The organism is Clostridioides sp. ZZV15-6598 (genome assembly GCF_020657705.1).
In the GTDB taxonomy this organism is placed as follows: domain Bacteria; phylum Bacillota; class Clostridia; order Peptostreptococcales; family Peptostreptococcaceae; genus Clostridioides; species Clostridioides difficile_F.
The window spans coordinates 1-15,953 of the sequence record NZ_JAGWCS010000091.1; the positions used below are offsets into that span (position 1 = coordinate 1).

13 protein-coding genes are annotated in these 15,953 nt (G+C 28.2%); 9 read left to right on the forward strand and 4 right to left on the reverse strand.

Annotated features, from left to right (window positions below):
• The 5 genes from KGF50_RS15235 to KGF50_RS15255 form a co-directional block, all read left to right on the forward strand.
• The coding region (locus KGF50_RS15235) for an FtsX-like permease family protein (RefSeq protein WP_227848854.1) at positions 1-1,569 on the forward strand (1,569 nt) is incomplete at its 5' end.
• Between the two features lie 381 nt (positions 1,570-1,950).
• Positions 1,951-3,093: a pyridoxal-phosphate-dependent aminotransferase family protein gene (locus KGF50_RS15240; protein WP_227848855.1), complete on the forward strand. Its 1,143-nt coding sequence runs from the start codon at positions 1,951-1,953 to the stop codon at positions 3,091-3,093.
• Between the two features lie 25 nt (positions 3,094-3,118).
• Positions 3,119-3,643 (forward strand): ECF transporter S component, encoded by a 525-nt coding sequence (locus KGF50_RS15245; RefSeq protein WP_227848856.1) that lies wholly within the window; start codon positions 3,119-3,121, stop codon positions 3,641-3,643.
• 99 nt (positions 3,644-3,742) lie between these two features.
• A complete protein-coding gene (locus KGF50_RS15250) occupies positions 3,743-4,561 on the forward strand; it encodes a helix-turn-helix domain-containing protein (RefSeq protein ID WP_227848857.1) in 819 nt (272 codons plus the stop codon).
• 78 nt (positions 4,562-4,639) lie between these two features.
• Positions 4,640-4,951: an antibiotic biosynthesis monooxygenase gene (locus tag KGF50_RS15255; RefSeq protein ID WP_227848858.1), complete on the forward strand. Its 312-nt coding sequence runs from the start codon at positions 4,640-4,642 to the stop codon at positions 4,949-4,951.
• Positions 4,952-5,054: 103 nt separating this feature from the next.
• On the opposite strand, the gene KGF50_RS15260 is transcribed toward KGF50_RS15255, so the two are convergent.
• Positions 5,055-7,058, reverse strand: a complete 2,004-nt coding sequence (locus KGF50_RS15260; RefSeq protein ID WP_227848859.1) for an alpha-amylase family glycosyl hydrolase — start codon at positions 7,056-7,058, stop codon at positions 5,055-5,057.
• A 162-nt stretch (positions 7,059-7,220) separates the two neighbouring features.
• Entirely contained in the window at positions 7,221-7,859 is a 639-nt protein-coding gene (gene recX / locus KGF50_RS15265) for a recombination regulator RecX (RefSeq protein WP_227432519.1), read from the reverse strand.
• 275 nt (positions 7,860-8,134) lie between these two features.
• Here recX and nadD point away from each other — a divergent pair, with 275 nt between their 5' ends.
• From nadD to leuS, 4 genes are all read left to right on the forward strand, one after another.
• Positions 8,135-8,824, forward strand: coding sequence for a nicotinate-nucleotide adenylyltransferase (gene nadD / locus KGF50_RS15270; protein ID WP_227432520.1), 690 nt, complete (start codon positions 8,135-8,137; stop codon positions 8,822-8,824).
• The gene (gene yqeK / locus KGF50_RS15275; RefSeq protein ID WP_227848860.1) at positions 8,825-9,397 is read left to right on the forward strand and encodes a bis(5'-nucleosyl)-tetraphosphatase (symmetrical) YqeK; all 573 of its coding nucleotides are present in this window, start codon (positions 8,825-8,827) and stop codon (positions 9,395-9,397) included.
• Between the two features lie 116 nt (positions 9,398-9,513).
• Complete coding sequence (rsfS, locus tag KGF50_RS15280; protein ID WP_227848861.1) at positions 9,514-9,864, forward strand: ribosome silencing factor; 351 nt, start codon at positions 9,514-9,516, stop codon at positions 9,862-9,864.
• Positions 9,865-10,214: 350 nt separating this feature from the next.
• Positions 10,215-12,635, forward strand: coding sequence for a leucine--tRNA ligase (gene leuS / locus KGF50_RS15285; protein WP_227848862.1), 2,421 nt, complete (start codon positions 10,215-10,217; stop codon positions 12,633-12,635).
• 144 nt (positions 12,636-12,779) lie between these two features.
• Here the strand turns inward: leuS and KGF50_RS15290 are convergent, their stop codons facing one another.
• Positions 12,780-13,775, reverse strand: coding sequence for an asparaginase (locus tag KGF50_RS15290; protein WP_227828161.1), 996 nt, complete (start codon positions 13,773-13,775; stop codon positions 12,780-12,782).
• A 120-nt stretch (positions 13,776-13,895) separates the two neighbouring features.
• Complete coding sequence (gene aspD, locus KGF50_RS15295; RefSeq protein ID WP_227848863.1) at positions 13,896-15,524, reverse strand: aspartate 4-decarboxylase; 1,629 nt, start codon at positions 15,522-15,524, stop codon at positions 13,896-13,898.
• Between the last annotated feature and the right edge of the window lie 429 nt (positions 15,525-15,953).

The following is a 15,953-nucleotide window of genomic DNA, read 5'->3' on the forward strand; positions in this document are numbered from 1 at the left end:
ATATACAATATATTTTACATCTCAATAGTTACCAAAGTTCAAGAATTTGGTAAACTTAGAGCAATTGGTGCAACTAAAAAACAAGTAAAAGCAATAGTATTTAAGGAAGGTTTTATATTGGCAGGAATAGCAATACCAGTAGGAACAATTTTAGGTTATGCACTTGCAAATATTGTAATAAAATCATTTATGGATGTAGATGTAAAATCATCACAATTACCAGTGTTATTATTGGTTGTGGCAATAAGTTTTATATCTGTTGTTTTATCACTGTTGAAACCAATGAAAGTAGCATCAAAAGTATCTATAGTTGATGCAGTAAGATATACTGGAAATGAAATAAGTGGTAAACATAATAGAAAAGGACATAAAAATATAAATTTAAAAAACTTATCAAAAGCAAATTTAGAAAGAAATAAAAAGCGTACTTATATGACATTGACATCTCTTATGTTAAGCGGAACTATATTTATAACAGTATCAACTGCTTTAGAAAGTTTTAATGCTGAGAAGATGGCTAGAGAGCATTTTCCTTATGATATAGAAGTTAGATTTACTGGATATGAAATGGATAGCGATAAGAATCCTGAAAATAATTTGAATATTCTACAAATGAATAATCCATTAGGTAAAGATTTTTTAAATCAAATAAAGAGTATAGAAGGAGTCAAAAAAACCGAATCAGGAAACTCTGTAAAAATTGGTATGGAAGATTATAATGTTGAATTTGAACATGACCTTTTACAGAGCATAAACGAAAATGATATAAAATCATTAAATAAAAATTTAATAGATGGAAAAATAAATTTTGAAAAGTTACAAACAGGAGATGAAATAGTCATTACTCACCTTGATACAGCAAAAGAAATGGGTGTAAAGGCTGGAGATAAAATAAAATTAACTCTATATGATGGAGATAAAGAGATAAAAAAAGAATTTAAAGTTCAAGCAATAGCTATGGGAACTCCAAGTTTTGGCATAGGAAAAGATTTCATAGATAGAGCTTTGAAATATGATACAACAAGTACCATTGGAATATATACTGAAGAAGGGAAATATCAAGAAGTTAAAGATACTATCAAGAAGATTGCTAAATCTAATGGATATTTAGAAACGGATTTTATAGATAGTAGAATAGAATCAAATAAGGCTACAATCTCATTTATAAAAATAATGGGATATACTTTAACTGGTATAATAGGGGTTATTGGATTTATGAATCTTGTAAATACGATGATAACTAGTATAGTTACTAGAAAAAAAGAACTTGGTATGCTTCAAGCAATTGGACTTACTAATAAACAATTAGTAAAAATGCTTAATTCAGAAGCTATATATTACACTTCTAGAATGATGATAGGAAGTATTTTACTTGGAGGTATATTAGGGTACTTTGCGGTTATATTTTTAAGAAAAACTGGATTATCATATGCAACATACGCGTTACCAATAGTACCAATTTTATTTATGGCTGTATTTATCCTTATAGCTCAATTTATAACAACTTACTTAATAGGAAGAAGTTTTAATAAAGAATCTCTTATTGATAGAGTAAGATATAGTGAATAAAAATATAAAGAAAACTATATTTAATTTTTAAATAAGATTAGAGAAGATATAAAAATATAATTAAATAGGTTAATGATATACAGATACAGGGCAAGTGGCTTAAATGTTCATATGTCCTGTATTTTGTCGTTTTTATTGTTATAAAGTTTTTATTAATATAACGTATCAATTTAAGTGGTAAGTGATAGTGTGTTTAATGTTCAAAAGATTGTTATCAGAAAAAATGTATCGATTTAAGTAGTAAATAATAGTATGTTTAATATTCAGCAGATTGCTATTGAAAAATGTATTGGTACAATTTTAAAAAAACTTAAAATTGTACCATAAAAAATGAAAATTTTGTATAATAATTGTATAGAAAATAAAGAGGAGCTGATATATATGAACAATAAAATTAATTATGCACCAGGGCCAACAGAAACTAGAGAAAATGTAAGACTAATAAGAGCAGAGAAAACAACTAACCCAGATATAGATGTTGATTTTGTTGAGTTTTACAAGAAGACATGTGAAAAGTTTGGGAATATAGTTGGTACGAAGAATGATATTTACATATTAAGTGGTGAAGGAATATTAGGACTTGAAGCAGCTTGTGCATCACTGACAGAGAAGGGGGATAGAGTTCTTGTAATTGATAATGGTATATATGGAGAAGGATTTAAAGACTTTGTAAAAATGTATGGTGGAGAGTATGTGCTTTTTTCAAGTGAATATACAAAAGGTATAGATGTTGATGAACTAAGAAAGTTTTTAGAAAAGGATAATAACTTTAAATATGCAACAGTAGTTCATTGTGATACACCAACAGGTGTATTAAATGATGTAAGTAAGATATGTCCACTACTTAAGGAATATGGAATCTTAACTGTAGTTGATTCTGTAGCAGGTATGGTAGGAGAAAGGTTAAATGTAGATGAATCTAAAATAGATATAATATTAGGAGGTTCACAAAAGGCTATTTCTGCACCAGCAGGTCTTACTATAGTTGGTATAAGTCAAGATGCAAAGAATTGTATCAAAAATAGAAAAACAGACATAGTAGGTTTTTATTGCAACTTAAGTATATGGGAAGGTTATTATGAAAAAAAATATTTCCCTTATACAATGCCGATAAGTGACATAATGGGTCTTGATAAAGCATTAGATAATATACTAGAAGAGGGTGTAGAAAAAGTATTAAGTAGACATGAGAAAATAGCTTCTAGTGTAAGACAAGCTGTTAAGGAATATGGTTTAGAATTGTTTTTAGAGAAAGGATATTCTAATACAGTGACAGCAATAAAAATACCTGAAAGTATAGGTGCATTAAAACTTACTGATTATATGCTTAAAAATTACAATACACTTGTTGCAACATCATTAAATCAATATATGGATACTATTTTGAGAATAGGTCATATGGGGGAAAATGCTAATCTTGATAAAATAGTTCACATATTAAATGTATTGGATAAAAGTTTAAAAGCATTAGAATTTAATACAAATGGAAGTTTAGTAGATTTATTCAATAAATATTATTTTTAGTCACAATATAAAAGGGGGATGTGGTATGGAAGCTACAGCTAAACAGAAATTTACAACAAAAGATTTGGTGGAAACTTCACTATTAATAGCGTTAGTATTTGTTGCAACTAAGTTTATAAATATAAGATTGCCAATATCTATAAATGGAGGTCTTGTACATTTAGGAACAGCGATGTTATTTATATCAGCAATAGTATTTGGAAGCAAAAAGGGTGCGTTATCAGGTGCTATTGGGATGGCTCTTTTTGATTTAATATCTGGGTGGACTCTATGGGCTCCATTTACATTTATAGTTAGAGGTATTATGGGGTATTTACTTGGAAAGATTGTATGGGCAAATGGCAAGAATGGAGAAAATTTTTTAATTAATGTAATAGGAGTAGTAGTTTCATCAATTTGGATGTTGTTTGGATATTATGTAACAGAGGTTATACTTTATGGCAATTTTATAACGCCATTTACTTCAATACCAGGCAATTTAATGCAAGTGTTAATAGGTCTTATAATAGCACTTCCTATTTCTAAAGCATTAAAAAAATGTATAAGATAGATATGGAATAGATTAAGTTTTTTGATAGGATAAATTATATTGTATAATATCAAGATAGAGTATATAATGATAAAAAACTTAGGATAGAGGTTAATTACGATGTTATCAGTTACAAGGTATGAAGTTAGAAATGTTCGTTTAAAACCGTGGGTAAAGTTTATTTGGTATCTTGAGACAAAGTCAAATATACTGCTAAATAATAAATTATTACCTACAGATAGTATAGATATTATCATTAATCTTTCTGATGTTATGGAATATAAGATTGAAAATCAAAATTATAATGCAAGCAATATACATTTTAATGGAATAAGAGATAAACATGGATTTGTTATTCAACGTGGAAATATACGTGTGATGGGTATTTCTTTTTATCCATTTGGGCTTTATCCATTTTTAAAGATACCAATTTCAGAGTTTAAGGGTCAAATTGTTGACTTAAAACAAGTATCAGAAGGTTTTGTTGGTAAATTGGAAAGTACATTAAATCAAATATCATCAATAGAAGATATAGTTTTACATTTAGAAAAAATATTAGTATCTGTATTAGATGAAAATTTAGTTGCAAATAAGATAGTAAATCTCATGGATTTATTTATATATAATAATAAATACAGCACTATAAAATTGTTTTGTGATGATATGAACATAAATATTAAAACTTTAGAAAGAGCTTGTTTAAAATATACTGGCTATACACCTAAAACGCTAAGGAAAATATATAGATTTAAAATGGTAAGTAATCAGCTTATTTATAGCTCTAAAAATAATGACTTGCTTGACTTAATTTATGAAAATGAATATTATGACCAAGCTCATTTTATTAAAGAATTTAAACAGTTTTCAGGAGTATCACCAATTAAATTTATTAAAGAGAATAAAACTATTAAAGAAAACACAACGTACAACTATTTATAATTATATTGTCGATTTTTTACAATACCCTTAATTTATTTCTTGTTATGATGTAAGAAAGATAAATTGGAGGGTTTGTATATGAAAATTATTACAGAAATAGTAGAATTTAATGTGGAAGAGCATTTATCAAAAGATGCATTTGTAGAGATTGTAAATGATTTAGAAATAAATTTTCACTCTGTTCAATCGGGATTTATTGATACTGAGCTTTTATATGACGAAAAAAATCAAAAATGGATTATGATACAACACTGGGATTCTATAGAAAATCTTAAAAGTGCTTCTAGTAAAATGTTTAAAAATACATCTACTGAAAAATTTAGAAATGCCTTAAAGGCACAGACTGTTAAGATGAATATAATGCCACAAATTAAAAGTTGGAAGTTATAATGCCAGATGTAAAAAATAATTAAGTAGCAAGAAAATAAATTAGCCAAATAACATTTTGTATTAAAATCAAAATTGTTATTTGGCTTTTAGTAGTTATTTATACCTAGATAGTATTATTTAAAAGTACTATTGCTGTGCGAGATGCAATAGGTATTTTAGAAGATGGAGGAGTAGAAGTAAAATAGATATCGTAGTCTATTAAGTTTTCCGGTCTTGTTTTTCCTCCAAACTCTATCATATCAGTACTTAATACTGTCTTGTATTTTTTGTCTTGGAACTTTGATATGTCTACTGATTGCATCATACTAGGATGAAAATTAAATATAAATAAATATTTACCCTTACTGTATACTAGAAGTTTTTTCTCATTATCCATATGTACAAGTTCATAGCTATTCTGTGTAAAAATATCACTGTATTTTGTAAGTTCAAGCATAGATTTATCAAAGTTTAATAGTTGTTTATATTTTAAGTTATCATTTTCTGAAAGACTCCATTGTCTTCTAGCATATTTATAACTCCAATTGTTTCCTTCACGCGGAAAATCAATCCACTCAGGGTGTCCAAATTCATTTCCCATAAAATTTAAGTATCCTTCACCAGCTAGAGAAAATGTTGCTAATTTAATTAATTTGTTTAGAGACATGGCTCTATCAATAATATGATTATTTGAGTTTATTTCCATATTCCAGTACATTTCTTTATCTGCTAACCAAAATATAATTGTCTTATCACCAACTAATGCTTGGTCATGAGATTCACAATATCCAATGTTTTTTTCACCAGGACGTCTAGTAGTAAGCTCGTACCACATTTTGCCTAAATCCCAATTTTCATCATAAGAATTTGAGATAGTTTTTATCCAAAAATCAGGTACTCCCATTGCTAATCTATAGTCAAATCCAATTCCACCATCTCTTATAGGTATACACATTCCAGGCATTCCACTCATATCTTCTGCAATGCTTATTGAGTTAGGTTTGATTTCTTTTATTAATTCATTTGCAAATTGAAGATATGTTATAGCTTCCATATCTGTGTTTGCACTGAAATATTTTTTATAACTGTCAAATGAAACTCCAAGACCATGATTATGATATAGCATTGAGGTTACACCATCAAATCTAAAGCCATCAAAATGATACTCATTTAGCCAAAATTTTATATTTGAAAGTAAAAAATGAATTACCTCAGGCTTACCATAGTTAAAGAGTTTTGTTCCCCAAGCAGGGTGATTACCCTTTGAACCTGAATGGAAAAATTGATGTTCACTTCCATCAAATTCATTTATTCCCTCTAAAGTATTTTTTACAGCATGAGAGTGAACTAAATCTAATAAAACAGCAATTCCCATTGAATGAGCTGTATTTATAAGGTTTTTTAAGTCTTCAGGAGTACCAAATCTAGATGAAATCGCATAAAAGTTTGAAACTTGGTATCCAAAAGAAGCATAATATGGATGTTCCATGATAGCCATAAGTTGAATAGTATTGTATCCAGCTTTCTTTATCCTAGGAAGTATATTTTCAGTAAATTCATTATAAGTTCCAATAGATTCTTTTTCAGTAGCCATACCTATGTGACATTCGTAGATTAAAGGAGAAGTTATGTTTTTTAAGTCAAATTCATTATCAGTCCAACTAAATGGAGTTTTTGGTTGCCATATCTGCCCATTAAAGTTACCAGAATTCTTTTGTATTACCATCTTTATATATAATGGTATACGGTCAAATGTTTCACCATTTGTAGTTACTTGTACCTTTACCTCTGATTTATGAGGTAAGCTATTTTTATCAGGGATGAAAATTTCCCAATTACCAGAATCTATTTTTTTTAGAGGATGGGATTTTCTATTCCAATTATTAAAGTCACCAATTAATGATAAACTATCTGCATTTGGAGCCCACTCTCTATAAAACCATCCATCATTTGTTTGATGGAATCCATAATAAAGATGACCATTTGCAAAAGAACTAAAATTTTCACAGTTAGTTAATATTTTTGCTTTTACATCTTCATAGTGTTTCATTCTTTTTTTTATGTCAGACTCAAATGGTTGTAGGTAAACATCAACATCTAAAATTTTAAATCTTTTTTGACTTTTCATTTGATTTCCCCTCCATAATAAATATTATATTTTAATAAAATAATATTTATCTCATACTATCTTCTCTATATAATTGATATATATTATATAATCCTAATAAAAAGCTTAAACCACCAATAATTAGTTTCATAATTTACCTCCTTAGTATATTTAAAAATATACTTATATATCAGATTCATCAAAATTTAAAAGTTTATTTAAAACTCTTTTAATAATATCATAATCAAAGCCTTTATAGGAAAGATGTTGAGAAATTTTTTGATATATTTTCTTTTTATCTTCTTTTTTTACTCTTTCATATCTTTTTTTTGCTAGATACATGGCATTTTCAAATTCAGTATCTTTGTCTAATTCTGATACTGCTTCATCAATTGCACTTCTCTCAATACCTTTATTATATAAATTTTGTTTAATTCTGTTTTTACCACATTTGTTTAAATTAACATTGGTATTAACTATTTTCTGAGCCAATATATTGTCATTTACCAGATTATAATTTTTAAGAAAATCTATAACTCTATCAATTGTATCTTCTTCAAAATCTGCTGATAGTTTTTCTTTCATTTTTTTTTCAGACTGGTCAGCACGAGACAAAATATTTAATGCTTTATTTTTAGCTTTTATATACATCTCATCATCTAAAATAGATTTTAATTCCTCTTCATTTACTTCATTTCCTTTTTTTAAATTAAATGTATAAACAAGTTCTTTAAATATAGCAATAAAAAATTTATCATCGACATAAATATTTACTCTATCATCATTTCTTTTTTGTTGTTCTATTTTTGTAATTATACTCATAATTCCTCCTTTTTTATATGTAATTATATTAACAAAAGTAACTAATAAAATTTAATAAAAAACTTATAATTATACGTTATATTTAATCTAAATTAAGACAAAATAATAAAAAGTTATTTTTATTAAAAAGTAAAGTGAAACTATGTTAAATAATTATTTTTTAAAGTGTTTTTTACCATATAAATATGATTATATACCAAAAAAAATAATTTATAAGCTTTAAGAAATAAAAAATAATGGTACAATAGTATTATAACATTAAAAGGAGACAAAATATGAGAAGTAAAAATCTAGTTCAGAAGGCAGAATTGAAAAATACTGAAAAACTAGAGAAATTTAATCGCCATAAAGGCAAAATCAAAATAGGTATATTAGGAGGTACTTTTGACCCTATACACTATGCTCATTTAGCAACAGCAGAGTTTATTAGAGATAAGTATGAGATTGACAAAATTATCTTTATACCATCAGGAAATCCACCACATAAATTAGGTATCACTACAAATAAGTATGATAGATACAATATGACACTTCTAGCAACTGAAAGCAATGAAGATTTTTTAGTTTCAAAAGTAGAAATCGAAAGAAATAAAAGGACTTATACAATCGATACATTAAAATATTTAAAGAAAAAATATAAAAATGCTGATATTTATTTTATAACAGGGGCAGATGCTATTTGTAGTGTTGAAGAGTGGAAAGATGTAAAGAAAAACTTTGAGTTAGCTACTTTTATAGCTGCGACTAGACCAGGTATTAGCTTATTAAGGTCACAAGAAACTATAGAGAAACTGACTAAAAAATATAATGCTGACATTATAACAGTTTATGTTCCATCATTGGATATATCGTCCACATATATAAGGGAACAGCTAAATGAAGGCAAGTCTATACGTTACTTAGTACCGGAAAATGTAGAAAATTATTTGTATGAAAATAAACTATATCAATATGGAGATGATTAAATGAACTTAGAGAATATTAACCAGAGATTAAATCAAATGCTACCAGTAGGAAGGCTTAGTCACTCAAAAAATGTTGCAGAATGTGCTGTAAAATTGTGTGAGATTTATGGATGTGACAAAGAAAAAGCTTATATAGCGGGGATGATTCATGATTGTGCGAAATACTTAAGCGATAAAGAAGTAGAGGATTATGTTGACAAATATGAGATATACTTAGACCCAATAGAAGATGGAAACCGCTCTCTATCTCATAGTGTGATAGGGTCATACATATGTGAATATGAATTTGGAATAGAAGATGAAGATATTATAAATGCAATTAAATACCATACAACAGGAAGAGAAGATATGTCTCTTTTAGAAAAAATAATTTACATAGCAGATTTAATTGAAGAAGGAAGAAAATTTCCAGTTGTAGATACATTGAGAGAATTAGCCTATGAAGGTAAGCTTGACGAAGCACTTTTAACTTCATTTAATAATACTTTAATGTTTGTTATTAATAAAAAAGAAGAAATACATCCAAGAACTGTTATGGCTAGAAACTACCTAATTAAAGAAAAGTTATTATAAAAATCTTATATAAAGGCAAACATATTAATAAAATTAAAGTTGACTATGTTACAAAATCGTATTAATATGTTACAATAACTAAGTGTATTTAAATTAGGAAAGTGAGGAAATTTTATATGACAGTGGAACAAATGACAAAAATAGCGTATGATGCCATAGAAGATAAGCTGGGTCAAGATACAGTTATAATAAATATAGGAAAAGTTTCTAGTTTATGTGATTATTTTGTTATTACTACAGCATCTTCTCAAAGACAAGTAAAAGCTATAGCTGATAATGTTGAAGATGAATTAGCAAAACTAGGATTAGAGCCAAGAGGAAAAGAAGGACATGGGACTCAAACTTGGGTACTTCTTGACTATGGAGATATAATGGTTCATGTATTTAATGAGGAAAATAGAGGATTTTATAATTTAGAAAAATTATGGAAAGATGCACCTTATATAGATATTGACACATTAGCATAAACATGATAATATATGTTATTATAGTTAGAAAATTTAAAAAATTGTATTGAATTGAATAGACTAGAGCAGTAAAAGATTATATTTTTTCAGAGAGTTAGTGGAAGGTGAGAACTAATATTATATAACTTTGAACTTACTAGATTAAAACCTATTCTCCATGGCTGGATTAAAAGCTATCTAAGAGAGTCTATGAAAATAGACTAATTAGGGTGGTACCGCGAAGATTTATCCTCGTCCCTAAACGTAAGTTTAGTGATGAGGATTTTTTATTTTCAAAGAATTATTTGGAAATTATAAGTAAATAATATTAAACAAAGTAGTTGAACGCAACTAACAATAGGAGGCAAAATATGAGCGTATATAATTTTAAACAAGTAGAATCGAAATGGCAAAAAATTTGGAAAGATAATAACCAATACAAAATGGATACAGCACAAACTGAAAAGCCTAATTACTACACATTAGAAATGTTCCCTTATCCATCTGGAAAGATACACATGGGACATGTTAGAAACTATTCTATAGGTGATGTTGTCGCAAGATTCAAAAAAATGGAAGGCTATAATGTACTTCATCCAATGGGATGGGATTCTTTTGGTTTGCCAGCTGAAAATGCAGCTATAAAACATGGAATACATCCACATAAATGGACAATGGAAAATATAGAAGAAATGAAAGAACAATTAAATTTATTAGGGCTTAGCTATGATTGGGATAAAGAAGTAGCAACTTCAACTCCAGAATACTATAGATTTACTCAAGAAATATTTTTGAAATTTTTAGAACATGGGCTTGCATATAAGAAAAAATCTTATGTTAACTGGTGTCCTTCTTGTGAGACTGTTCTTGCAAATGAACAAGTTGTTCAAGGAGCATGTGAAAGATGTAAATCAACAGTATTAAAAAAAGACTTAGAACAATGGTATTTTAAAACTACTGAATTTGCAGAAGAATTACTTAATGATTTAGATACATTAGATGGATGGCCAGAAAAAGTTAAAATAATGCAAAGAAACTGGATAGGAAAAAGTACAGGAGCAGATTTAGTATTTGACATAGATGGAACTGACAAATCTATGACAGTATTTACAACTAGACCAGATACAACTTATGGAGTTACTTATATGGTACTTGCTCCAGAACATGAACTAGTTAAAGAATTGGTTGCTGGTACTGAGTATGAAGCAGATGTTGAAGCTTTTGTTCAAAAGATGCATACTATGACAGAAATAGAGAGAACAGCAGCTGATGTAGAAAAAGAAGGTATGTTTATAGGTAGATATGTTATAAATCCTTTAAATGGTAAAAAAGTTCCTTTATGGATAGCAAACTATGTATTAGTTGAATATGGAACAGGTGCTATAATGGCAGTTCCTGCACATGATGAAAGAGATAGAGATTTTGCTGAAAAATATAATCTAGATATAATAGATGTAATAACAGAAGATAATAAAATGATAAATTCAGAAGAATTTGATGGATTAGATGCTTCAGAAGGATTTGAAGGAATAATAAATAAATTAGAAAAAGAAGGTAGAGGAAAGAGAACAATTAATTATAGATTAAGAGACTGGTTAGTTTCAAGACAAAGATATTGGGGTTGTCCTATACCTGTAGTTTATTGTGATGAGTGTGGAATTGTTCCAGTTAAGAAAGAGGATTTACCAGTTCTTTTACCAACAGATGTTGAATTTACTGGAAAAGGTGAGTCTCCACTTACTACTTCAAAACAGTTTATGTCAGCAACTTGTCCTCACTGTGGAAAACCAGCTAGAAGAGAAGTTGACACTATGGATACATTTGTTGATTCTTCTTGGTATTTCTTAAGATATGTAGACAATAAAAATGAAGATGAACCATTTAGTAAAGACTTAGTTAACAGATGGCATCCAGTAGACCAATATATAGGTGGAGTAGAGCATGCTATAATGCATTTACTTTATGCTAGATGGTTTGTAAAAGCATTTAAGAGTATGGGCATGGTAGACTTTAATGAACCATTTAAAAACTTACTTACTCAAGGTATGGTTCTTATGGATGGGTCTAAAATGAGTAAGTCTAAAGGAAATACAGTATCTCCTATGGATATAATTGATGAATATGGAGCAGATACTGCAAGACTTTTCGTATTATTTGCAGCACCACCAGAAAGAGATTTAGACTGGTCAGAACAAGGTGTTGATGGATGCTTTAGATTCTTAAATAGAGTATATAGATTAGTTGATGAGTTAGCAGATGTCTTCAAAAAAGATGTTGAGTTTGGCGAGTTAAGTTCTCAAGATAAAGATATGAGATATACTATACATTCTACACTTAAAAAAGTTACTGTAGATTTAAGTGAAAAATTTGGATTTAACACTGCTATATCAGCTCTTATGGAATTAATAAATGATATGTACAAATATAAGGAGCTAGATAATATAAATGAAGCAGTTATAAAAGAAGGTGTACAAACAATAGTAACTATAATTTCACCATTTGCACCTCATTTAGGTGAAGAATTATGGACTATGATAGGTCAAGAAGGAAGTGTATTTGATATAGATTGGCCTAAATATGATGAAACAGCACTAGTAAAAGATGAAATAGAAGTTGTTGTACAAGTTAATGGAAAGGTTAGAGGAAAGCTAACTGTTAGCTCAAATATATCTAAAGAAGATATGGAAAAAGTGGCTTTAGAAGATGAAAAAATTAAAGTTCTAGTTGAAGATAAAACTATAGTTAAAGTTGTTGCAGTTCCTAAGAAATTAGTTAATATAGTTGTGAAATAAATAAAAAAATTGTGAAATAAATAAAAAAATAAAGCTATAAAATAAAATCCCCTTATTGCAATACAATTAAAAAATTGCAGTAGGGGGAGTTTATTTTAAACTCTATGATATAATTTATTTTAAATTATAAACTCTATAATATAATTAACAATAGATTCCTTTTTCAAAGAAGTCTTTGATTTCATCAATATTATTAGTCTTTCCAAGAGCTAAAATAAGCTTTATTCTAGCTTTTTGCCCTGGAAGGTCTCCACCAAATATACATCCTATATTTTTTAAATCTCTACCAGAACCAAAGTAACCATAACTATCAAATACTCTACCTGAATGGCATCTAGAAACTATAACAACAGGAAGCCCTTTTTCCCTTGCATATTCGACACCAGAAAGCATTTGAGGAGGAATATTACCTCTACCCATAGCCTCAATAACTATGCCTTTATATCCACTATCAACAGCAAATCTTATAAAATCTGCATTTTCTCCAACATATGCTTTAAATAATGCAACTTTAGATTCTACCTTATCAGTATCTATAATTGTTCTATTTACAATATCTCTTGTAAGGACAAGTTCGTTACAGTCGATTATTCCCAATGGACCACTAGTTAAAGATTTAAATGTATTTAAAGAAAGTGTATTTGTTTTAGTAGCTTCAGAAGCTAATAGCACTTCATTATTTAAAACTACAAGAACTCCTTTACCCATAGCATCTTTAGATACAGCAGTACAAACTGATGCAGATAGATTGCTTGAACCATCATAGCCAAGTTCAGAGCTACTTCTCATAGCACCTGTAACTATTACAGGCTTAATATTGTCAATTGTAAGGTCTAGAAAATAAGCAGTTTCCTCTAAACTATCAGTACCATGTGTTATTACAACTCCTGTGATATCTTTTCTTGCTAATAAATCATTTACATAATTTTTTAACTCCATCATTCTATAAGGTGTTATGTGAGGTCCTGGAATTTCATCAAAATTAAAAACTTCAACATCTGCAACTTTATCAATGTTAGTGACCATGGATAATATTTGTTCTCCAGATAAAGTTGGTATAGCAGCACCTACTTTATCATCCACTGTCATAGATATAGTTCCACCAGTAAAGACTATGGCAACTTTTTTCTTAATACTCATAATATTCTCTGCCTTTCACAAATAAAATTTATAATTCCGATAGGATTATATCAAAAAAATTTATTTAGGTCTATATAAATCCTTTTATTCGCATAATTTAGATATTTCAGTGTACTAGGATTATTTCTTTGTTTTTTTCCATTCAGCAATATAGCTATCTAGTATTTCTCTTATGGCTTTCCCTATTTTAGTATAGGCTTCATCATATAGATTTGCTAGAGATATTCTAATTGACCATTCAGGTCCATAGAATCCATTTCCACTAAGTAAGACTACTGAATAATCATTAGCCAATCTATAAAGTATATCTACTGGAGATGAATTCTTACTTATAAATTTGAATAAATCTTCTCCATAGTTTATTTTAGCCCATTCTTCAATATCAAACTGAGTATAATATGCAGCATTATTTTTATTTTTGTTAACTGGAAGCTCTAAAGCTTCGAACAATAGTTTTTGACGTCTATGACATATACTCATATTAAGTTTTTTGTAGGCATCAACTTTATCAATTAATGCAAAAGCAGAGAAAAATGACATTTGAACTTGTTGTGGAGTTGAAAGACCAGCAGTATGATTAAGAGCAACAAGTCTACTATCAGCAACAACTCTTTCCATAAATGAAAGGCTAGAAGGGTTAAGACTCATATCACTGTAACGCTTATCTACTGATTTCTTTAATTCTCCAGTTAAATCATTTATTTTTTTATCAAAAACATTCTTTTTATGAAGAGCAAATGTACCAAGTCTCCATCCTGTAACTCCAAAATATTTTGAATAAGAATAAACTCCAACAGTGTTATAAGGAAGTTTTGACATTAGTGATGAAAAGTCTTCTACAAAAGTCCCATATACATCATCTGATATTATCATTAAATCCTTATTATAATTTTCAATTACATCTATTAGATTATTACAAGATGTCTCATCCATAGCTATAGATGCAGGGTTATTAGGATTAACAACAAATAAAGCCTTAATAGAATTGTCACGAAGCTTTTCTAATTCTTTTTTAGTATATTGCCATGTATGAGCACCTTTTTCGTCAACCGCATTGGCGTTTATGTTTACAACTTTAAAATCATAGCGAGGAAGATTAGGTATCTCAAGATAAGGTGTAAATATAGGAGTCATTAAAGCTATTGTATCGCCTTTTTTTAGAAGTTCATTTGCCATTAATGAATCAAATATATAACACATAGCAGCTGTAGCACCTTCAACTGCGAATATTTCTACATCACCATATTTACCTGATATATCGTATTTCATTTCTTGAACTAGATAATCATGCACTATTTTTTCCATATGAGGTAACATTCTATCTGGAAGTGGATAATTATCACCAATGATTCCATCAGCTAGTTCATGAACAAATTCATCACCATCAAATCCAAGTTCATTTATACCAAAGTTTATAATATCTCTAGCTAAGTATGCTCCAGGCATATCTATATTTTCATTTATATATTTAAAGAATCTTTCCTTAATGCCCTTTTTTTGAGGCATACCAGCTAAGTGACCTAAATCCCAATTAGAACGGGTTTCAGTAATCGCAAAATGACCAAAAGTGAAAAAAGCTTCTCTAGCAGTTGAACAAGTCCAGTTTGGATTTCCACGACCTGCATCGAGTAATTCTCTATGGTTTTCACTTGCAGTATGTTTCGCAATATCTATTAATTTGTCCTTAAATTCAAAAGGACTTATTTTTCCATATATGTCTTTGATTTCTTTATAAGTATTATTTTTCATATTTAATTCCTCCTTATGTAATAAGTTTCACATTTTTATAATAAAATAAACAAGTTGCTAAAATGATTATACTTTAATTATAATAAGTTTATAGAAAAAGTAAAGTATAAAATTAAAATGATAACTCTGTTTAACCTTATTAAATATACGTTAAAATGAAAAACACCTTTTAATAAAAAATGATTGTTATATAAAATAAAACTCTAATTTAATTAGTATTTTAGTTTTTTTATTGTAAAAGTATAGTTTTCTAATTTTGAATAAAAATAAAGTAAAACTTTCTTTTACATTGAAGTTGTTTAGTAAGACATATTTTTTATTATTTTGTTAACCTTAATAATATTAAATAAAGTTAAAAAAATAGATTTCAAGTAAATAAAATAATATAAAATATAAATTTTAATAAAAATAATAAAGAATATATTGTTA